The following is a 19,862-nucleotide window of genomic DNA, read 5'->3' as shown; positions in this document are numbered from 1 at the left end:
TCATTTAATACTGTGAAAAAGCTACACATGTGTCGCTCTGGTCACAGCACGTTCCCCGATCTCGGGACCTTCCGACCATCCCGGTTCGGCGCGCCGTAGCGTAGGGGCCATGGCTAAAGCGTTCTGGATCGACCAGGAGTTCGACAGGGATCGTGACGGGCGCTATGCCGTACACGTGCGCAAGAACCTCGAAGAGTTCGAGTGGGGCGACATCGCGCCGGTCAGGTTCGCCTGCGCGGCCTGGCGGCTGGCCACGCCGCCGTCGCTGAACCCCGGCTACGTGCGCTGGGACCGCCGCATCCTTGAGGCGACCTGCCACCGCAACACGTGGGACGGCACGCTCAACGCGCGGATCAGGCTGGTCTCCCCGCTGCCCGAGGAGCTCACCCGCTCACGGGCCTGGTGGCGCGACCGCGGCTGGCTGGGCTGGCAGGAAACGTTCGGCCAGTATGTCGAGCCGACGCAGCAGGACCTGGCCAGGATCCCGTTCCTGCGGGCGACGCTGCTGGTCGAGGTGCCGGTGCCGCTCGACGACCTGCCGCCGGAGCCCGAAGGCCCGCATGACGAGGTCGAGCAGAGCGCGGCGCGGGCCCTGGCGGTGCTGGTACGCGAGCTGAACCAGCTGGTCAGCCCCATACTCGATCAGCTCGGCTGACAGCATGCCCGCCACATAACTGGGTAGCGGGGGGCGCATGAGAATGCTGCTCGCCGTGCTGTCGCTGGCGCAGGTCTGGGGCGACGACGCCCAGGTACGGCTGGCGGGCGACACGCTTTTCCTCCACCACTACCAGGACGGGTGGCGGGTCACGGCCGTGCTGTCGATGGTGGCGCTGTCGATCTACTTGCGGCAGCGCGGGTCGCCGGAGTCCAAACCGGTGGGCGCGCCGCACTCCTGGACCGGCGCCGAGGGCTGATCGGTCGCCGGGCTCCACGGCTCACCGGTGACGACCGCGACAATGCGAGTGCCTGGCTGGAAGGCGCCCTGCCGGACCAGGTCGAAGACGCCGTAGAGCATCTTGCCGACATACACCCCCTCGACCCGATATTTCGCGATGAAGTCGTCGAGAACCGGGGTCGAGCGGGCGTAGCCCCCGAAGTGGTAGTCCAGGTTGACCGACCAGTTCGGCCACACGCGCCCGTAAGCCTCGCGCTGCAGGCGCGCCACCTCATCCTCGAGGAACCCGGCCCCCTTGAGCACCGCGAACCCGATCGCCCGCCGGCCCTCCGGCAACCCGGCCGCGATCCCGGCCAGGGTGCCGCCGGTGCCGACCGCGCAGCAGATCACGTCGTAGTCGCCGCCGATCTCGCCGGGCAGCTCGGCGCACCCGCGTACGGCCGCCGCGTTGCTGCCCCCCTCCGGCAGGATCGCCACGTCACCCCACTGCTCGCGCAGCACGGCCTGCACCTCGGGCGTGTGCTTGCGGCGGTATGTCCCCCGGTCGAGATAGGTGAGCCGCATGCCGCAGGACACGGCGTACGCCAGCGACGGGTTGAGCGGCAACGTCTCCTCACCGCGGATCACCCCGATCGTCGCGAACCCATCTCGGCGCCCGGCCGCCGCGACGGCCCTGATGTGACCGGAGTAGGCGCCACCGAACGTGAGCACGCGGGGATGGCCCAGGTTGTACTTGAGCTTGCGCGCTTTGTTGTCGTCGCGGACCAGGAAGACCCGGACAGAGGCGAGCGCCGGATCCACCAACTCCTCCATGGCGCTAGTCTACGGTCGGACCTTTGTTGAGGAGTGTTGGATTATGCGCGTTGTCGATGCTTTTCGGGCCGCCTTCGGCGCCGACCCGCGGACGGTCTGGCACGCGCCCGGCCGCGTCAACCTGATCGGCGAGCACACCGACTACAACGACGGCTTCGTCCTGCCCTTCGCGGTGCCGTGGGGCGTCACGGCGGCCGTCAGCCCGCGCGAGGACGCCACGATCCGGCTGCTGTCCCTGCAGTCGTCCGGCGACCCCCTGGTGATCTCCAGTCACGAGGAGTCACAGGGCTGGAGCCGCTACGTGGTCGGCGTCCTGGCGATGCTGGGCGACCGGGTGCGCGGTGCCGACATCGCCATCGACGGCGACGTGCCCCAGGGCGCCGGGCTCAGTTCGAGCGCCGCGCTGGAGGTGGCCATCGCCTCGGCCCTCAACGACCTGTACGACCTGGGCATGACGCCCATGGAGCTAGCCCTGCTCAGTCAGCGGGCGGAGAACGACTTCGTCGGCATGCCGTGCGGCATCATGGACCAAGCGGCGTCCGCGCTGAGCGCCGAGGGCCACGCGCTGTTCCTCGACTGCCGCTCGCTCGGCTCCCGCAACATCCCGCTCGACCTGGCCGCGCACGGGCTCACCATCCTCATCATCGACACGCAGGTGCACCACGAGCACGCGGGCGGCGAGTACGCCAAGCGCCGCGCGGAGTGCGAGTCGGCGGCCCGCAAGCTGGGGGTCGCGGCGCTGCGCGACGTCACGGACCTGGCCGGGGCGCTCGACCAGCTGCAGGGCGCCGAGCGCAAGCGCACGATGCACGTCGTCACGGAGAACCACCGCGTCGAGGCGCTCATCGGCCTGCTCAGGGCCGGGGCGATCACGGAGATCGGGGCACTGCTGAACGCCTCCCACCTGTCGCTGCGCGACCAGTACGAGGTGTCGTCGCCGGAGCTGGACCTGGCCGTGGAGGCGTCGCTGCGCGGCGGCGCCCGGGGCGCCCGCATGACGGGGGGCGGCTTCGGCGGCTCGGCGATCGCGCTGGTGTCCGACGAACGCCTGGAGGCCGTGAAGGAGTCGGTGAGCGCGGCTTACGCCGAGCGCGGCTGGCAGCCCCCCCGATTCCTCCCCGCCACCCCATCCCCAGGTGCTCGGCGTGTGTCCTGACTGGGTGGCTGTGGGCGCGTTTCTTTGTACAGGCCCGCACTTCTCTTAAGAGCGACATTCTTTGTTACGGCAGGCCCGGTGGGCCCCACCCGCCGACCGGGGCCGGGGCCCATCCAGGGGAACGCTCCTCCGGTTCCCCGGCTGGCCACCGCTACGTGCGCACGGGCACCATCTGGGTGGTCTTCGGGAACCCGGCTGAATTTCCGGCTGACTACAGGGGCGGGAAGTTCGGCGGGCGGCGCTCCAGGAAGCTCGCGACGCCCTCGGTGAAGTCCGGGCGGTTGAAGGAGGCGAGCATCTCCTGGGTCGCCGTCTTGGCCGCTTCGTCCAGGGTGATGTTCCAGTCGTTCCAGACCTGACGCTTGATGACGGCCATCGAGGCCGGGGAGCTGTGGGTGGCGAGCTCCAGGGCGTACTCCTGGGCTGAGGCGAGCAGCGCGTCCCCCGGGACCGAGCGGTTGGCCAGGCCGAGCTCGTAGGCCTCCGCGCCGGTGAAGACCCGGCCCGACAGGAGGATGTCCATGGCTCTCTGCTGGCCCATGAGGCGGGGCAGGATCCACGACAGGCCGTATTCGGCGATCAGGCCGCGGCGCGGGAAGGCCGTGGTCCATTTGGCGTCCTCGGCCGTGAAGATCAGGTCGCAGGCCAGCGCGTGGACCACGCCCAGACCCGCGCAGGCGCCGTTGACGGCGGCGATGATCGGCTTGGCGATGGTCGTGGGGAAGGTGTTGGGGCGCGGGTCCGGCGTCTCGTCGTAGTCTCCGGTCTGGATGGCGCTGAGCGTCTGGAAGTCGGCGCCCGAGCAGAATCCCTTGCCCGCGCCGGTCACCACGATGGCCCGCACGTTCGGGTCCTTCTCGGCCTCCTGGAGAAGGTCGAAGTAGCACCGGCCCATCGCGTCCGTCCAGGCGTTGAGCCGGTCGGGACGGTTGAAGGTCAGGGTGAGCACGCCTTGATCGGCCGAGGAGAGAACGAGTTCCGCCATAGGGCAACAGAATCATATTCTAGTCATGAAAGGCAAGGCAGCCCTCCGACCAGCGGGCGAAGTGAACGAAAGCAGAGGTCAGAGCGGGGTTGCTGTAGTTGGGGGGAGGTGGAACACAAGACGACCCTCCATTCAGCCGGTGTGGTGGACAAAGGCTGGGGTCATCGTGGGGTTGTCGTAGTAGCGGTGGAAGACGCGTGTTGCGCCGCCGGAGATGGGCGGCACGATCCACGACCAGTCGGCCGGGCACACCCGCCCCGCCTTCTCCTCCCGTCCCAGGTGCATGAGGAACCGGTTCGACTCCGTGTGGTGGTCGGTCATCGTCACCCCCGCCTGCTCGAACGAGTGCAACACGGCCACGTTCAGCTGGACCAGCGCGTGGTCCCGCCACAGCGATCGGTCGGAGGCGGTGTTCAGTCCGAGCCGCCCGGCGACCACGGGCAGCTGGTCGTAGCGGTCGGTGTCGGCGAGGTTGCGGGCGCCGATCTCCGCCCCCATGTACCAGCCGTTGAAGGGCGCGCACGGATAACAGAGCCCGCCGATCTCCAGGCACATGCCGGAAATGGCCGGCACGGCATGCCAGCGCAGCCCCAGGTCGGCGAACCACGAATGGTCCGGATGCGTGAGGGGCACCTCCAGCACCGCGTCGCCCGGCAGATTGCACAGCAGCCTCTGCCCGCGCCCCGGCTGGATGATCAGGGGCAGCACATCGAACCTGCCGCCCTTCCCGCCCCGCCAGCCGAGCCGCCTGACCTTCTCGGTGAAGTCGACGTAGCGGGGATCCCCCACGATCGACCCGTCGCGCATGCGATACCCGGCGTACCGGATCAGCTGCTCGTTCAGCACCCGGGGTCCGCGCCGCTCAGGCGTGTCCGGCGGGAACACAGTGATCGTCGGCCGGATCTTGCCCTCACCCGTCGCGTCGCGCAGATGAGCCACGCACTCGAGGGCCACGCCCTCGGCGCTGGTCACCTGCCTGCGGTCGCGTACCCGTAACGAGCGCCAGTAGAGCCGCCCGATGCAGCGGCTGCTGTTGCGCCAGGCCACCCTGGCACCGAACTGCAGCTCCTCGAAGGTATGGGCATAAGTCCCATGACGGGCGATCTCCTTGGCGACCTCACGCAGACGCGCGTGCACGTCACCCGCGCCGGGATTCTCGGCGTGGAAGAGCCTGATGAAGCGCTCCGCCTCGCGGATGTCGATCGTTCGCTCGATGAGAGTCTGTACGGCGATGGCATCGAAGGGACGTAGGGACCTGATCCAGGTACGCACGCAGTAACCAGCACTTTTCCATCAACGGAGTGCCCCGCCGATTCCGGGTCGGCGGCACCTCCTGGCAGGCGGCGCCCTCTCCACACCGCCTCACGACGTGCCCGCAGCTCCTGCCATCCTTCACCGTCCACAGCCGTTTGTCCCGGCAAATCGAAAATCCCGTGACCTTACGACTACAAAGCGTGAAAGACGCTATCCGCCGGGCCGCCGCACCAGGTCGAGCCGCATCGCCACCACCACCGCCGAGGTCCGGTCGGAGACGCCCAGCTTGCCGTACGCCCGCAGCAGATGCGTCTTGACCGTGGCCTCCCCGATGAACAGCCGCCGCCCGATCTCCCCATTGGTCAGCCCCTCCGCGACCAGTTCCAGCACCTGCCGCTCCCGCGCCGACAGGCGCCGCCCTTCGGGTCCGGCCTTGTGCCAGATCGCCAGGCGGGCGGACACCGACGGCGACAGGACGGTCTCGCCGCCCGCCACCGCCCGTACCGCGGCCGCCAGGTCGGCTCGTGACACATCCTTCAGCAGGTATCCGGCGGCGCCGGCCGACATGGCGCGCTCGATGTCGGCGTCGTTCTCGTACGTGGTCAGCACGATCACCCGATAGCCCGCGCCCAGCCGCCGGATCGCGGTCACGCCGTCGCAGCCCGGCATGCGCAGGTCCATGAGGATCACGTCGGGCCGCAGCCGTGGCGCGACCGCGAGAGCCTCTTCACCGGATCCGGCCTCGCCGACCACCTCGATGTCCGGTTCGGCGACGAGCATCCCGCGCAGGCCCTCGCGGACCATCGGGTGGTCGTCGACGATCAGCACAGCGAGCATGGCAACTCCACCGTGACCGTTGTGCCCATTCCAGGGGAGGCCGCCACGGTGACGGCCCCACCGAGCCGGGCCACCCGGATACGCATGGTCCGCAGACCGTACCCATCGCGGGTGGTGGACGGCGCAAAGCCGTCACCGTCGTCACTCACCGACAACCGCACTGCCGAGTCCCCGTAGTCCAGCACCATCCGCGCGGACCGGGCGCGCGCATGCTTGCGCACGTTGGCGAGCCCCTCCTGAGCGACCCGCACCAGCACCGCCTCGGCCGTGGCGGGCAGCGCGACGGGCTCGCCACTGACGGTCACCTCCACCGGCACCTCGAACCCCTCCCCCAGCCGGCGCAGCGCCTGGCCCAGTGACGTGCCGTCGAGCGCGGGCGGGGCGAGCGCCGCGATGAGCGCCCTCGTCTCGGCCAGGTTCTCCTTCGCCGTCTGTACGGCCAGCGCCACGTGCCGCTCGGCCCCCTGACCGGTCTCAGCGGCCTGGAGGAGCATGATGATGCTGGTGAACCCCTGGGCCAGAGTGTCGTGGATGTCGCCCGCCAGCCTTTCGCGCTCCGCCAGGACCCCGGCCTCCCTGCTGACCTCCGCCAGTTCCTCCCGGGTGCGGTCGAGCTCTTCGATCAGCTCGGCGCGTTCGCGGTTCTGCTGGTACAGCCGGCTGATGAACGTGCCGAGCAGCGCGCTCGCGGGCAGTCCGACTGCCAGGGCGAGGAGGATCATCAGCGGATCCGCCCCGGCCGTCGTCAGTCCATTGATCATCGGCGCGGCGAAGAACGCCGCCGTCAGCACCACGGCGTGCGCCACCCGCAGCGACATGAACGCCATCGGCACCAGCGCGGACAGCGCGATCGCCGCCGCCGAGTCCAGCAGCCCGGCTCCGGTGACCAAGACGAGCATGCTCGCCGCGTACCACCAGCTCTCGCGCACGGGGATAGCGTCCGCGCGGACGGCTTTGCGGCCGAACAGGACATAGGAGAGGGCCAGCAGGAGCACCAGTCCGACGGCGATGGGCGGGCTGCCGTCCGCCACCATCGCGATGACGGTGGTGATGAGCACCACCGCGAAGTAAGCGTCCCAGAACGGATAGGAACGCAGCCAGGCGTTCTCGGCCCGCGCCGCCACGGGACTCCCCATGATCTGCAGTTTTACCCTCTTATGGCCAGATGTCCACCGATCGGTGGATACCCCGGCGACGCCGGAACCGTGATCGTCATGGTCATGAACAAGCACATCTACCGCACGGTCATGCTCGCCCTGTCGCTCGTCTTCGCCGCGCTGATCGCCATTCTGGCCCTCCTCGGCAGCGGCTCCATCGGCCTGGTCGCGGGGGTCGGCGGCGTCCTCCTCGGCCTCGGCTGGGCGCTCTACGGAGTGGTGACCGGCAAGAGGGGCTCCACGGTCTAGCGGAACGCGAAACCCCCCTTCCTGGCGATCCGGGAAGGGGGCTCGGTGTTGCTCCCGCGACAGGACTCGAACCAGGCTCTTGCCGGTCAGCCCCCGTAGAGCGCCCCGCCGATCACGTGTCGGAAGCCGACATGCGCTTGCTGGGTCACCTCGCGACCATTCGCCGGCAAAAGTAACCATTCAGTGATGTAGGTGCGACGGCTGCTGGGTCGAGGGCTCGCGGGCACCGTGCTCCCCGAGCAGCCGATCGATCATCGCCAGCAACAACGGTTGCACCCGATCCAACAGGGCGTCACCGCGCACAATGATGTCGGCGTACTGCCGGGACGGCTCGACATACAGCGCGTGCCCGATCCGAGCGCTCTCCCGGTAGTAATTGGCGATCACCTCCGGCTCGCGCGGTCCGCGCGGCTTCTTCATATCCCGCAGTAGCCGACGCAGCGCACGCTCGTCCGCGTCGAGCTCGACGAAGAGCCGCAGATGGAGCCGTTCGCGCACCGCCGCGATATGCAAGATCATGAGCCCTTCGACAAGCAGCACGTCCGGCGCTTCTACGTCGCTGGTCCGGGTGTCGAGGTCGCGCAGGAAAGCGAGCCAGTCGATCGACTCGGGCCGGTTGCAGTCGAAGGTCGTCTCACCGGTCGTGGGGGAGACGAAGACCGGGCCGCGATCGACGTCGTGATGCATGTACAGGTCGCTGGCGAGCACGTCCACGGTGCGTCCGGATTGCTCAAGGGCGGTACGTAACCCGGTGGTGATCGTGGTTTTGCCTGACGCGGAGCCGCCGGCGATGCCGACGACGAGTGGGTGCGCCACGTGCTCTCCAAGGCCGATCGGACGGGATCAGATCAGCCTATCTCCGGGCACATGCCACCTGGCCGTTTCGTCGATCCGTACTGGATATGCGGCTGCCACCGCCACTGTCGGAAGCCGCGTAATTCCCGTCCGGCGTCAGGCGCGTCGCCCAGCCTTGGCGACCGGGGCGACGCGCGCCGAGACGGCGGCGTGGTGACCCCTAGAACGACTCAGGCCCCTTCCTTGATCAAGGAAGGGGCCTGAGCTACGTCTACCTCAGTTCTACCAAAGCTCCCGCGATAGGACTCGAACCTATAACCTGCCGGTTAACAGCCGGCTGCTCTGCCGTTGAGCTACGCGGGATCGAACGTTCGCGCTGATCGGCGGGCCTTGCGGGCCGCTCCCCTGGGCGCAGGAATAGATTAGCGCACTCGAGGAGTGCGTGTCGCATCGTCATTCGGGTAGGCCCGGAGACAGCGGAGGTGCAATATGCGTTATCGGATGACATTCGCCATTGGTCTCGCCGTCGGCTATGTCCTGGGCAGCCGGGCCGGCCGCGAACGCTATGAGCAGATCAAACGGGCCGCCCAACGCGTTGCCGACAGCCCCAGGTTCCAGGAGACCGCGGGCGTGATGGGCGCCCAGCTGTCGAAGGCGGCCGGAGCGGCCAAGTCGAAGGTGGGGGACACGCTCCAGCATCGGATCCCGTTCCTCAACGGCCACGACCACCACGACACCGGCACCGGCTGGCCCGGCGAAGAGGTCGAGCAGGCCGGCCAGAAGAAGACCGACCAAACCGGCATTCCGCACTGACGCGGAACTTGACGCGGAACTAGACGCGGGCAACGCCGGGCCCCGGGCATGAGCGCAGGACGAACCACCGCCCATGCCCGGGGCGCCCGCGTACCACCCCAGTCTTCTCAGACCCCCATGCTGCGCCGTACACCCTCAAGAGCCTGTTCGGCCTGTGCGCGCACGCCCGGGTCGTCCGGGTCGAGGCCGTCGTCGAAGACGAGGGTCCACCCCAGCACCTCACCGCCGGGCGGGCGCCTGGCCACCAGCCGTACCCCGCCACGGCCGGGCAGGTCCACGTGCTTGTTCACCACGATGGTGGCGTTGACCCGCTCCCGGACCGTCTCGGGCAGCAGCCGCGGCTCCGGCAGCTCCACGCGGTGCCGCTCGCCGGACATGGTGAGGATGTTCAGTCCCTCCTCGTCCCAGGCGGCCCGGTCGATCGTCTCGTACGGCACGCGGATCGCGCCGGGCAGGTGCAGCGCCAGATTGGTGGCCACCACGTGCCCGTCGCCGGTGGCGGCGAAGGTCAGCACCCGCTCCCCCGGCTCGGTGACCAGGGCCTTGCGGACGTCGGCGGGCAGGCGGCGAAGGAAACTCATTCCTTCACGCTATCGGCGAGCAGGTCGAGGGTGAGCGCGGCACTCCAGGAGAAGTCCCGGCACCCCCGGCCGCTGCCGTCGAACGGGTCGAAGCACTCGCGGAATCCCGCCTGCCTGACCAGGCGGAGCGTGCCGTTGGCGAGTTGCTGGCCGAGCGAGCCGAGCGCGTGGACGTCGGCCGCCCGGCGCAGCAGCCAGTTGGTGTTCACCCAGGACGGGCCGCGCCAGTAGCGGGTGCGGTCGAACTGGGCGGCGCGGATCTCGCAGCTGGGCACCGGATAGCCCGTGGCGCCCATGAACCTGGCCGATTCGAGTATCTCGATGGCCGCGTGGACGCGATCGCTGGGCAGCTCGGGGTCGAGCAGCGGGCCGAAGCCGCCAACCGTGCAGACCCGGATCAACCGGTCGGTCCTTAGGTCGCGGGCGTAGAAGCAACCGTCCCACAGGCGGTCGAGGAGTGCCGTCCTGATGCGCTGGGCCTGCTCGGCGTGGGGCACCGGGTCGGCGCGGGCCAGCGGCGCCAGCTCGGCCATGGCCTGGCAGGAGGCGAGCCAGATCCCGTTGAACATCGGGTCCTCGATGGCGAACGGGTGCTCGTCGCGCAGGTATTCGGCGCGGTAGCCGGCGTTGCGGTAGCGCAGCGCCAGCCAGACGTAGCGGTCGTGGTCGCTGTCGGGGTAACGCTGCTCGAGTTCGACGGTGCGGTAGCCGTACCTGATCTCGGGCAGCGCGGCGAGCGGCTGGTCCCAGGCCGGGCTGTCGTCCATGCCCGACTCCCAGGGGTGCACGATCGCGGCGAGCCCCGAGCCGCCCAGGTCGCGCGCGGCGGCCAGGTAGGCGTGCTGGGCGGCCAGTGCCGGAAACGCCCGCCTGACGAAGTCGGCGTCGCCGGTGTGCCGGTAGAGCCACCACAGGGCCAGCGCGTGCAGCGGCGGCGAGGTGAGACCCGAGGTGAGCACGCGCGGCGCGGCGTCGTGGTCCTGCGAGCGCCAGACCGAAGGGCCCGGGAAGTACGCCTCGGGGGTGTGGAAGACGATGTGCGGCACCATGCCGGTCGCCCACTGCCCGGCCAGCAAACTGAGCAGCTCGGCACGAGCCCGGTCAGGCCGGTGCCTGGCCAGGCCGATCACCACGAACGCCGAGTCCCAGCTCCACTGGTGCGGGTAGAGACCTGGGGCGGGAACGGTGGAGGTTCCCGTCCAGTTCGCCTCGAGCACGGACAGTGCCTCGCGCCCGAGCGCGGCGTCGTCGACCGCGGGCCGCGCCTCCATCAACCCACTATGCGCCGCTATTCGGAAGGAAGCTACGTCCGGGCCCACTTGGAGACGAGCATGATGCCGAAGGCCACGGCTCCGATGATGAGTCCCCACTTGATCAGCGTGAAGACGAAGCCCACGAGGGGGCCGATGAGGATGAACACGGCGATGATCGCCAGGATTGCGAGAAGTATGCGTCCCATGTCTCTGACGTTACGAGATCGTTCAAGCGGATTGCAGGTGAGGCAGGGTTGAATCAGGGACAAGTCAGGGTCTCCCCTACCCTCGGAACCAACCGGTCGGTTTTGCCGTTAAGCCGGTAGACAACGGGGCTCGGGGGCCCGTATCACGGGGAGCGTGATGAGTCTGGGACCACCCATGAGCAGGGAGGGTGCGGAGTACGCACTGCGCGCCCGAGCCGACGAGCGCGACCGCATCTCCGGCGACCTGCTCGATCTTGAAGCCCACACCACCTACCAGTTACTCAAGGGCGCCTCCTTGCGCGGCCCGACCCAGACCCGCTGGGCCACCGCGCAGGGCGCCATCGCCGCGCTGTGGGCGCTTTACGACACCTATCGGGGGGTGTTACGCGCGGCCGAGCAGGTCAAGGGCGCCCGCGGCCGCCTCGGCGCGGAGCAGCTCGCCACCCTGACCGAGCTGCTGTCGGGCCGCTCGGTGGTGCTGAAGGCCGCCGCCAAGCCCGTCGAAGAACGGTCCCTCCTCCCCCAGGCGGACGAGCGGCTCACCCTGGACGAAACCGTCGCCCGGATGGACGCGGCCTTCCAGCAGGCCACGGACGTACTGACGGAGATCGACACGGTCTGGTCCGCGGCGTTGCCCCGCCTCGACGCCGCCGACGCCGAGCTGCGCGCGGTCGGCGACCTGCAGCGGCAACTCGGCGAGACCCTTGACCTGACCCAGACAGAGACCGATCTGCGGCGGATGCGGACCGCCGTACTCGAAGATCCGCTCGGCTCGGCGCCGCCGGACCACGAGCTGGAGCGCGTCACCCGCCTCCTGGCGGGCACCCGCGCGGACCTGGAACGCGCGCTGCAGGTCAGCCAGGAGTACGGCAGGCGGCGCGAGGAGCTGGTGGCCGCGCTGGACCGGGTACGCGCGGCCGAGAGCGAGGCCAGGGTGGCCCACGGCAGGGTCGTGGTGAAGATAGCCCTGCCGCCGCAGGCACAGCCGCGGAGCAAGGTGGACGCGCTGGCCGGCGAGCTGGACGCGCTCGACGCCGCGCCCGGCAGCTGGCTCGACCGGGCCGGGCGGCTGACGGCCCTGGAGCAGGGCGCCCAGCAGGCCGCCCAGCAGGCACAGGCCACGGCGACGGCGCTGATGGGGCTGCTCGGCAGGCGTGACGAGCTACGCGGGCGGCTCGGCGCGTGCCAGGCGATGGCGGTGCGCAAGGGCCTGGCGGAGGACCCGGACGCGACTGAGCTGTACGAGCGGGCGCGGCTGCTGCTGTGGAGCGCTCCCTGCGATCTGACGAAGGCGGCACAAGCCGTCGACCTGTATCAGCGTGCGATCCACGGAGGTGGCCGATGACCCGATGCGCCCAGCCAGGCTGTACGGGCACGATCGAAGATGGCTACTGCGACCTGTGCGGCCACGCGGCGGCGTCCGCCGCGCCCGCCGCGGCCTCGACCCCGGCGACGGCGTCGAGCCCCTCGGACTCCCCTGACACCCGGCCGGTGAGCAGGCAGATGACCGGCCCGCTGAGCAGCGGCCGGTCGCGGCCGGGCGTGCTGGGCGAGCTCGCCGACCTGCCGTCGGTGCCCTACCGGGACCCGGCCACCGCGATCATGGCCAATCCCATGGTGCCCGAGGAGAAGCGGTTCTGCGCCAACCCGGCGTGCGGCGAGCCGGTCGGCCGCTCCAGGCAGGGGCGCGCCGGGCTGCCCGACGGCTTCTGCCCGCACTGCCGTACCTCGTTCTCCTTCACCCCCAAGCTGGCCAAGGACGACCTGGTGGCCATGCAGTACCGGGTGCTGGGCTGCCTGGCGCACGGCGGCCTCGGCTGGATCTACCTGGCCGCCGACGAGAACCTCGACGGCCGCTGGGTGGTGCTCAAGGGCCTGCTGAACACCGCCGACGCCGAGGCGCTGGCGGCGGCGGAGGCCGAGCGGAAGTTCCTCACCACGGTCGACCACCCGAACATCGTCAAGATCATCAACTTCCAGCGTTCCAGCGGCCTCGGCTACATCGTCATGGAGTACGTCGGCGGCCAGTCGCTGCACGAGCTGCGCCGCCAGGGACCGCTCCCGCTGCGCGAGACGCTCATGTACGGACGGGAGATCCTGCGCGCGTTCGGCTACCTGCACCAGCACGACCTGGTCTACTGCGACCTCAAGCCGGCCAACGTGATCAGGGTCGGCAATCGGCTCAAGCTCATCGACCTGGGCGCGGTCCAGCGCGTCGGCTCGCCGCCGGGCACCTCCTGGGCCACGGTCGGCTACCACGCGCCCGAGCTGGAGACCCAGCCCTCGTCCGTCGCCTCCGACCTGTACACGGTGGCCAGGACGCTGGCGGTGCTGACCATCCCGTCGTTCAGCCCGGCCAAGGGCGGGGTGGAGAACCCGCTGCCGGCGGACTGCGGCAACGAGTCGTTCGCGCGGTTGCTGCGCCGGGCGACCGCCCCCGACCCCGCCGCCAGGTTCCAGAGCGCGGAGGAGATGGAGGAACAGCTCGTCGGCGTGCTGCGCGAGATCAGCGCGCTGGCGGAGGGGGTGCCGTACCCGGCGCAGTCCGCGCTGTTCGGGCCCGAGCGGCTCGCGGCGGGGGCAGCGCTGGCCGCCGACCGCAGGCGGGTGTTCGCCGGGCTCGACCCGCTGGAGGCGGCGGCCGCGCTGCCGGTGCCGCTGGCCGACCCCGCCGACCCGGCGGCGGGCGCGCTGGCGGGCCTCGTCGGCCGCGATCCCGACGTGCTGGTCAGCCAGGTCGAGGGGATGGCCCGGACGCCCGAGACGCTGCTGACCAAGGCCCGGCTGCTCGCCGAGCAGGGCTCGGACCAGGCGCTCTCCGCGCTGGACGAGGCGGGGCGGACGCTGCCCGGCGACTGGCGGGTGACCTGGTACCGGGCGGTCCACCTGCTGGCCTCGGGTCAGGCCGACCGGGCGGCGCCGATCTTCGACGAGTGCTTCTCGCTGCTGCCCGGCGAGTGCGCGCCCAAGCTGGGGCTGGCGTTCGCGCTGGAGTGCATGAACGGCGACCCGGTCCGCTGGTACGAGAGCGTGTGGCGGACCGACCGCTCCTACGTGAGCGCCGCGTTCGGGCTGGCCAGGGCGGGCCGGATCGCGGTGCTCGACGAGGTGCCGACCACGTCCAGCCACCGGGTGGCCGCGCAGCTCGCGGTCGTGGCCGCGGTGGCCAGAGCGGCCGGGGCGGCCGATCCAGGGAAGCCGAACGAGCTCTCGGCCGCGGCCGACCGCCTCGACGACCTCACCGACCTCGACCCGCGCCGCCGCGAACTGCTCACCGCCGAACTCCTGGAGAGCGCGCTGACCTGGCTCGACGCCGGCAAACCACCGGGCGGCCTGAAGCTGGCGGGCGCCGAGTTCACCGAACCCGGCATACGCAAGCGGCTGGAGGGCATCTTCCGCCGCCTGGCCGTGGCCGCGAGCTCCCGCCAGGAGCGCCAGGCCCTCGTCGACCAGGCCAACGCCGTCCGGCCCCGGACGTGGGTGTGATGGACGACACCGCCGCTTCGAAGGCGGACGTCCGGTGTCCGGTCTGCGAAACCCCTGTGTTCGCCGGCGACTCCTTCTGCGAGGCGTGCGGGCATCCACTCGGAGCACCTGCCTGTACGTCCTGCGGCGCCCCCGCCGTTGACGCGGAGGGCTACTGCGAGCGGTGCGGCGTGCGCCAGCCCACCAGCCGCGACCACGCGGAGCTCGAACTCGACGTCGGTACGGCGGGCGTGACCGACAAGGGCCTGCGCCGCAGCCGCAACGAGGACGCCATGGCACTGGTGTCCACGGGCACGCGGACCGTGGTCGTCGTCTGCGACGGCGTGGGCAGCTCGCCGCGCGCGGACGAGGCGTCGGCGGCCGCGGTGGAGACGGCCTGCGCCGCCCTGGCCAGGGGCGTCTCCACCGAGGAGGCGTTCGGGCTGGCCAGCCGGGCGGTGGGCAGGCTGGCCACCTCGGTGGACGACGCCCCTGCCTGCACCTACGTCTCGGCTGTGGTCGAGGGCGGCCGGATCACGCTCGCCTGGGCGGGGGACTCCCGCGCGTACTGGCTGTCCACCGGCCCCCGGCCGACCAGAACCAACCCGTCCGCCGACACCCAACCGGTCGCGACCGACCCTTCCACCGACACCCGGCAGGCCGATACCGGCCTTCCCACCGATGCCTGGCCGGTCGAGGCTGAGGCGCGCGTCGACACCCGGCCGGTCGGGGTTCTTCCGGCGGCCGCCATCCGGTCCGCCGTGACCGGTCAGGTCGTCGGTACCCAGTTGACCGAGGACGACGCCGCGCCTACGGGTGAGATCACCGCCTGGCTCGGCGCCGACTACGGCGACGTGCGCCCGCACGTCCGCGTACTGGAGCCGGAGACCCCGGGCCTGCTGCTCGTGTGCAGCGACGGCCTGTGGCGCTACCTCGACGGCTACACCTTCCCTTCCACCGGCAGCCCTCTGGACATGGCCCGCGCGATGCTGCGACACGCGCTCGACTCCGGCGGGCAAGACAACGTGACCATCGTCCTGATCCCTCTAGGAGACGCACATGGGTGACCAGCCCACTTTCACCCTGCACATCGACCAGAACAAGTACCTCCCGATCGACGGGCGCGAGGTGCACGCCATCCTCACGATCAACTCCACCGGCACGGTGACCACCCAGTCCGCCACCCCGGCCGAGGCCGCGGAAGTGATCATCATCGACACGTCCGGGTCGATGAGCGGCGGCAAGATCAGGGAGGCCCGGGCGGCCGCCGCGACGGCCGTGCAGACCCTGCGCGACGGCGTGCACTTCGCGGTCATCGCCGGGACCGACCGGGCCCGTGTCGTCTACCCGAACGGCCCCCAGCTGGTCAGGGCCAGTGCGGCCACCCGGGCCGAGGCGCAGCGGGCCATCGGCAAGCTCTCCGCCGGCGGCGGCACCTCGATCGGCCAGTGGCTGCAGCTGGCGGCCCAGATGCTGTCGGCCCACCCGAACGCGATCAGGCACGCCATCCTGATGACCGACGGCCAGAACAACGAGCGCGCCAACGTGTTCGCCGACGCGCTGGCCCGCTGCGAGGGCGCGTTCGTCTGCGACAGCCTCGGCGTCGGCGACGACTGGGTGCCCGCCGAGCTGCGCAAGATCGCCGAGGCGCTGCTGGGTACCTTTGACTTCGTCCGGAACCAGGGCGACCTGGCCGACTTCTTCCGCACGCTCACCCAGACCTCGATGAGCAAGACCGTGGCCGAGCTGGTGATGCGGGTGTGGGTGCCGCAGACGGCGACGCTCAAGTGGGTCAAGCAGGTCTCCCCCACGCTGCTCGACCTGACCGGCAAGCGCACCGACGTCAACCCACTGACCGGCGACTACCCGACCGGCTCGTGGGGCACCGAGGACCGCGAGTACCACCTGTGCGTCGAGGTGCCGCCCGGCCAGATCGGCAGCGAGATCCGCGCGGGCTGGGTGAAACTGCTCCGTCCCGACACCCAGGAGGTCTTCGCCAGCGGCAACGTGCTCGCCCAGTGGACCGACGACCTGGCCCAGTCCACCCGGATCAACGGCAAGGTCGCCCACTACACCGGCCAGGCCGAGCTGCACGAGCTGATCCAGGACGGGCTGAGCGCCCGCGCGGCCGGCGACGTCGAGAAGGCGACGGCCCGCCTGGCCAAGGCCAAACAGCTCGCCGCCGACTCGGGACGCGAGGACACGGCCCGCCTGCTCGACAAGGTCGTCGAGGTGGATCCGGCCTCCGGAACCGCCCGGCTGCGCAAGAACGTCGACAAGGCCGACGCGATCGAGCTCGACACCGGCTCGGTGCGTACCAGCAAGCTGCGCAAGAACGGGGAGGGCAGCTGATGGCGACCTGCCCCCAGGGCCACACGTCGGGCGACGACGAATACTGCGACGTCTGCGGCCTCCAGCTGGCCGCCTCCCCGCCACCGGTCACGTCGTCCGCCGCACCGGCCGCGCCCGTCGGCGCCGACGCCGCGGTGGAGAGCTGCCCCGTCTGCCAGACGCCGCGTGCCGGGCAGTTCTGCGAGGTGTGCGGCCACGATTACTCGGGTGCCGCGCCCACCATGGCGCCGCCGGTGGCCGGAGCGCGCTGGGAGGCGGTCACCGCCGCCGACCGCGCCTACTACGAGAAGGTGATCGCCGAGGGCGGCCCCGATGCCGACGCCGTCGCCTTCCCGCCGTACTGCCCCGAACGGTCCTTCGCTCTGTCCGGCGAGCAGGTGCGCATCGGCCGCCGCAGCCGGGGCCGCGACCTGCGGCCGGAGATCGACCTGACCGGGCCGCCCGAGGACCCCGGCGTGTCCCATCTGCACGCCGTGCTGCTCGCCGGGCACGACGGCTCCTGGACGCTCGTCGACCCGGGCTCCTCCAACGGCACCCAGGTCAACGGCAGGCCGGTCGCGGTCAACGTGCCGGTCCGGGTGGGCGCGGGCGACCGCATCCACGTCGGCGCCTGGACCGTCATCACGATCCGCGAAGGCACGCCATGACCGGCGAGGGGACCGTCATGACCGCCGTCATGACCGCCGTCATGACCAGCGAGAGGGCTGTCACGACCCGCGAGGGAGGACCATGACCATCGTCCAGGCCAGGCCGGCCGGCCAGGTCGGGCTGGCCCCGCCGGGGGCTCCGGCGCGCCGGAGTGTGCCGGGGAGGATCCGGGTCATCTCCGGCATCACCGTGGCCTCCCTGGCGCTGCTCTTCGCCGCGCTGGCGGCCGGGAGCGTGAGCGCGCGCGACGGGCTGACGGTGATCGGCCGCGACGCGGGCCCGCAGGTCGTCGCCACCGCCGGCCTGTATCTCGGGCTGAGCGACATGGACGCGCAGGTCGCCGACGCGCTGCTGATGGGCAAGGAGTACGCCCCGCAGCGCCAGGCCGCCATCGCCCAGTACGAGCGGCGGCGCTCCGAGGCCAACCAGGCGCTGCTGAAGGCGTTCGAGCTGTCCGGCGACAATCCCGCCGAGCGGCAGACCGTCCAGTCCGTGCTCGACGGCCTCGGCCGCTACGAGCGGCTGGCCGGGCAGGCCCTGCTGCTCGACACCCAGTCCGGCCACGCGGCCGGGCCGCCGCCGCAGAAGGTGGTCGAGGTGTATCGGCAGGCCACCGACCTGATGCGGCTGGTCCTGCTACCCCAGGCGTACAACCTGACGCTGGAGAGCGGCACGATCGTGCGGAGCACCTACGACGAGAAGAGCGTCATGGTGCCGATCGTACGGTTCGCGGTGATCGTGGCCGGGCTGCTGGCCCTGGCCTGCCTGATCTGGCTGCAGATCTTCCTGGCTCGGCGCTTCCGCCGGGTGTTCGGGCCGGCGCTGCTGGCCGCGACCGTCGTGACCGTCGTCGCGCTGCTCGCCGGGGTGAACGTGCTCGGCCGGGACACGCAAGAGCTGCGCACCGCCAAAGCCGACGGCTTCGACTCGGTGCTCACCCTGGCCAGGGCCCGCGCGATCAGCAACAGCCTGCACGGCGACCAGAGCCGGTTCCTGCTCGACAAGGGGCGGGCCGACACCTACGAGCACACCTTCCTCGACAAGTCCCAGTCGGTGATCTACCTGGAGGCCGGGAACCTCGACACCTACCAGGCCAAGGTGGCGCAGGGCGCCAAGCACTTCCTCGGCCTGCTGGGCACCGAGCTCGGCGGGAGCGACGGCGAGCGGGCGCTCGAGGCGTACACGCGCTTCCAGGACGCCGACGCCAAGTTCCGCGCGCTGGCGGCCAGCGGCCAGGCCAGCCAGGCCGTGTCGGCCAGGCTGGGGACGGTGCGCGAGTCCTTCGACGCCTACGACCAGGCGCTGCTGAAGCTCGCCGAGCAGCATGAGACGGTGTTCAAGCGGGCCACGGACGCCGGCGAGAGCGCGCTCGACAACCTGTGGCGGCTGCTCCCGTTCGCGATCGGCGGCCTCGGCCTGCTGGTCATCGCCGGGGTGTGGCCACGGCTCAAGGAGTACCGATGAAGCGGCTGCTACCGGCGGTGCTGGTCCTGACCGCGCTGCTGGCCGGGGCGTGCGGCATGGGCGGCCAGGAGTCGATCATGGACAAGGACACGATCGTCATCGGGGTCCGTCCCGACCTGCCGTCGGTCGGCGTGCGCAAGTCCGACGGCAGCTTCGAGGGCTTCGACGTGGACGTGGCCCGCTACATCGCCCAGAAGCTCGGCAAGGACTTCACCTTCATCCCGGTGCTGGCATCCGACCGGGAGAAGGTCCTGCTCGACGGCAAGGCCGACCTCGTGCTGGCGACGTACACGATCAGCCAGGACCGCAAGGCGAAGGTCCTGTTCGCCGGGCCGTACCACATCTCCTACCAGGACATCCTGGTACGGCCGGACGAGCCGTCGATCAAGAACGTCCGTGACCTCAAGGGCCGCAAGATCTGCCAGGTGAAGGGCTCGAACGCGACGCAGCGGGTCCTGGAGGAGCGCAAGGTGGCCGCGGAGGTGGTGCCGGTGGACGACTACGCGGCCTGCCTGGCGGCACTCAAGGACCGCCGGTTGGACGCGATCACCACCAACGACGTCATCCTGGCCGGTCTGGCCGTCCAGGACGGCAGCGGGCTGCGCCTGGTCAACGCCCAGTTCAACGAGCAGCGGACCGGGGTCGGCATGCACAAGGGCGACGTCGCGGGGTGCGAGGCGGTCAACCGGGCCATCACCACGATGTACCAGGACGGAACGGCCTCAAAACTGCTCCATAAATGGTTCGGCAAGGCCGGTCTGAACCTCAGCACCATCGCGGTCCCGCAGTTCGAGGGCTGTTCCTGACCGACCGCCGTTCATGAGCACGGCGGGCCCGGGGAGCACCCCGAGCCCGCCGGGCTACACCGCGCCGGTTGGTGCCGGTCGATGCCGGTTGGTGCCGGTCGGTGCCGGTCGATGCGCATCATCCGAGGTGGCG

Annotated in this window: 21 protein-coding genes and 1 tRNA gene; 12 read left to right on the top strand and 10 right to left on the bottom strand. The window is 70.6% G+C overall.

Features of this window, described 5'->3' with window-relative positions; genetic code table 11:
* Positions 1 to 109 precede the first annotated feature (109 nt).
* Positions 110 to 655, top strand: a complete 546-nt coding sequence (locus tag AB0L53_RS05780) for a hypothetical protein (protein ID WP_363990857.1) — start codon at positions 110 to 112, stop codon at positions 653 to 655.
* A 37-nt stretch (positions 656 to 692) separates the two neighbouring features.
* Positions 693 to 914: a DUF6766 family protein gene (locus AB0L53_RS05775; protein WP_363990854.1), complete on the top strand. Its 222-nt coding sequence runs from the start codon at positions 693 to 695 to the stop codon at positions 912 to 914.
* Here AB0L53_RS05775 and AB0L53_RS05770 read toward each other — a convergent pair.
* Complete coding sequence (locus AB0L53_RS05770) at positions 839 to 1,708, bottom strand: 1-aminocyclopropane-1-carboxylate deaminase/D-cysteine desulfhydrase (protein WP_363990851.1); 870 nt, start codon at positions 1,706 to 1,708, stop codon at positions 839 to 841. The genes AB0L53_RS05775 and AB0L53_RS05770 overlap by 76 nt on opposite strands.
* A 43-nt stretch (positions 1,709 to 1,751) precedes the next feature.
* Between AB0L53_RS05770 and galK the strand changes: the two genes are divergently transcribed.
* Positions 1,752 to 2,864, top strand: a complete 1,113-nt coding sequence (gene galK, locus AB0L53_RS05765; protein WP_363990849.1) for a galactokinase — start codon at positions 1,752 to 1,754, stop codon at positions 2,862 to 2,864.
* 211 nt (positions 2,865 to 3,075) lie between these two features.
* On the opposite strand, the gene AB0L53_RS05760 is transcribed toward galK, so the two are convergent.
* The 4 genes from AB0L53_RS05760 to AB0L53_RS05745 all read right to left on the bottom strand — a co-directional run bounded on the left by AB0L53_RS05760 (position 3,076) and on the right by AB0L53_RS05745 (position 7,076).
* Entirely contained in the window at positions 3,076 to 3,849 is a 774-nt protein-coding gene (locus tag AB0L53_RS05760; RefSeq protein ID WP_363990846.1) for an enoyl-CoA hydratase-related protein, read from the bottom strand.
* A 132-nt stretch (positions 3,850 to 3,981) separates the two neighbouring features.
* Positions 3,982 to 5,121, bottom strand: coding sequence for a nitric oxide synthase oxygenase (locus tag AB0L53_RS05755; protein ID WP_363990843.1), 1,140 nt, complete (start codon positions 5,119 to 5,121; stop codon positions 3,982 to 3,984).
* Between the two features lie 192 nt (positions 5,122 to 5,313).
* A complete protein-coding gene (locus AB0L53_RS05750; protein WP_363990840.1) occupies positions 5,314 to 5,940 on the bottom strand; it encodes a response regulator transcription factor in 627 nt (208 codons plus the stop codon).
* Positions 5,925 to 7,076 (bottom strand): sensor histidine kinase, encoded by a 1,152-nt coding sequence (locus tag AB0L53_RS05745; protein ID WP_363990837.1) that lies wholly within the window; start codon positions 7,074 to 7,076, stop codon positions 5,925 to 5,927. Before AB0L53_RS05745 ends, AB0L53_RS05750 begins: the two co-directional genes overlap by 16 nt.
* Positions 7,077 to 7,160: 84 nt before the next feature.
* On the opposite strand from AB0L53_RS05745, the gene AB0L53_RS05740 reads away from it, so the two are divergent.
* A complete protein-coding gene (locus tag AB0L53_RS05740) occupies positions 7,161 to 7,346 on the top strand; it encodes a hypothetical protein (protein WP_363990834.1) in 186 nt (61 codons plus the stop codon).
* A 180-nt stretch (positions 7,347 to 7,526) separates the two neighbouring features.
* Here AB0L53_RS05740 and AB0L53_RS05735 read toward each other — a convergent pair whose 3' ends face one another.
* Complete coding sequence (locus AB0L53_RS05735) at positions 7,527 to 8,162, bottom strand: hypothetical protein (protein WP_363990831.1); 636 nt, start codon at positions 8,160 to 8,162, stop codon at positions 7,527 to 7,529.
* Positions 8,163 to 8,432: 270 nt separating this feature from the next.
* Positions 8,433 to 8,504 (bottom strand) — tRNA-Asn (locus tag AB0L53_RS05730).
* A gap of 126 nt (positions 8,505 to 8,630) precedes the next feature.
* Between AB0L53_RS05730 and AB0L53_RS05725 the strand changes: the two genes are divergently transcribed.
* Positions 8,631 to 8,954: a YtxH domain-containing protein gene (locus AB0L53_RS05725; protein ID WP_363990828.1), complete on the top strand. Its 324-nt coding sequence runs from the start codon at positions 8,631 to 8,633 to the stop codon at positions 8,952 to 8,954.
* Between the two features lie 107 nt (positions 8,955 to 9,061).
* Here the strand turns inward: AB0L53_RS05725 and AB0L53_RS05720 are convergent, their stop codons facing one another.
* From AB0L53_RS05720 to AB0L53_RS05710, 3 genes are read right to left on the bottom strand one after another with little or no spacing between them, the layout of a single operon-like run.
* Positions 9,062 to 9,535: a hypothetical protein gene (locus AB0L53_RS05720; protein WP_363990825.1), complete on the bottom strand. Its 474-nt coding sequence runs from the start codon at positions 9,533 to 9,535 to the stop codon at positions 9,062 to 9,064.
* On the bottom strand, positions 9,532 to 10,806 hold the full coding sequence (locus tag AB0L53_RS05715; protein ID WP_363990822.1) for a hypothetical protein: 1,275 nt from the start codon (positions 10,804 to 10,806) through the stop codon (positions 9,532 to 9,534). Before AB0L53_RS05715 ends, AB0L53_RS05720 begins: the two co-directional genes overlap by 4 nt.
* A gap of 32 nt (positions 10,807 to 10,838) precedes the next feature.
* Positions 10,839 to 10,994: a hypothetical protein gene (locus AB0L53_RS05710; protein WP_357947682.1), complete on the bottom strand. Its 156-nt coding sequence runs from the start codon at positions 10,992 to 10,994 to the stop codon at positions 10,839 to 10,841.
* A gap of 175 nt (positions 10,995 to 11,169) precedes the next feature.
* On the opposite strand from AB0L53_RS05710, the gene AB0L53_RS05705 reads away from it, so the two are divergent.
* From AB0L53_RS05705 to AB0L53_RS05675, 7 genes are all read left to right on the top strand, one after another.
* Positions 11,170 to 12,339 (top strand): hypothetical protein, encoded by a 1,170-nt coding sequence (locus tag AB0L53_RS05705; protein ID WP_363990819.1) that lies wholly within the window; start codon positions 11,170 to 11,172, stop codon positions 12,337 to 12,339.
* Positions 12,336 to 14,480, top strand: a complete 2,145-nt coding sequence (locus AB0L53_RS05700; protein ID WP_363990816.1) for a tetratricopeptide repeat protein — start codon at positions 12,336 to 12,338, stop codon at positions 14,478 to 14,480. Before AB0L53_RS05705 ends, AB0L53_RS05700 begins: the two co-directional genes overlap by 4 nt.
* Complete coding sequence (locus AB0L53_RS05695; RefSeq protein ID WP_363990813.1) at positions 14,480 to 15,526, top strand: protein phosphatase 2C domain-containing protein; 1,047 nt, start codon at positions 14,480 to 14,482, stop codon at positions 15,524 to 15,526. Before AB0L53_RS05700 ends, AB0L53_RS05695 begins: the two co-directional genes overlap by 1 nt.
* Complete coding sequence (locus AB0L53_RS05690; RefSeq protein ID WP_363990810.1) at positions 15,519 to 16,811, top strand: VWA domain-containing protein; 1,293 nt, start codon at positions 15,519 to 15,521, stop codon at positions 16,809 to 16,811. The genes AB0L53_RS05695 and AB0L53_RS05690 overlap by 8 nt, the downstream gene beginning before the upstream one ends.
* Complete coding sequence (locus AB0L53_RS05685) at positions 16,811 to 17,458, top strand: FHA domain-containing protein (protein WP_363990807.1); 648 nt, start codon at positions 16,811 to 16,813, stop codon at positions 17,456 to 17,458. Before AB0L53_RS05690 ends, AB0L53_RS05685 begins: the two co-directional genes overlap by 1 nt.
* Before the next feature lie 82 nt (positions 17,459 to 17,540).
* Complete coding sequence (locus tag AB0L53_RS05680; protein WP_363990804.1) at positions 17,541 to 18,923, top strand: hypothetical protein; 1,383 nt, start codon at positions 17,541 to 17,543, stop codon at positions 18,921 to 18,923.
* Positions 18,920 to 19,729, top strand: a complete 810-nt coding sequence (locus AB0L53_RS05675; RefSeq protein ID WP_363990801.1) for a transporter substrate-binding domain-containing protein — start codon at positions 18,920 to 18,922, stop codon at positions 19,727 to 19,729. Before AB0L53_RS05680 ends, AB0L53_RS05675 begins: the two co-directional genes overlap by 4 nt.
* The last annotated feature ends 133 nt before the right edge of the window (positions 19,730 to 19,862 follow it).

The sequence above is a fragment of the Nonomuraea sp. NPDC052129 genome (assembly GCF_040680095.1).
Lineage (GTDB): Bacteria > Actinomycetota > Actinomycetes > Streptosporangiales > Streptosporangiaceae > Nonomuraea.
Note: the sequence above shows the minus strand (reverse complement) of the source record. Positions and strands in the feature narration are given on the sequence as shown.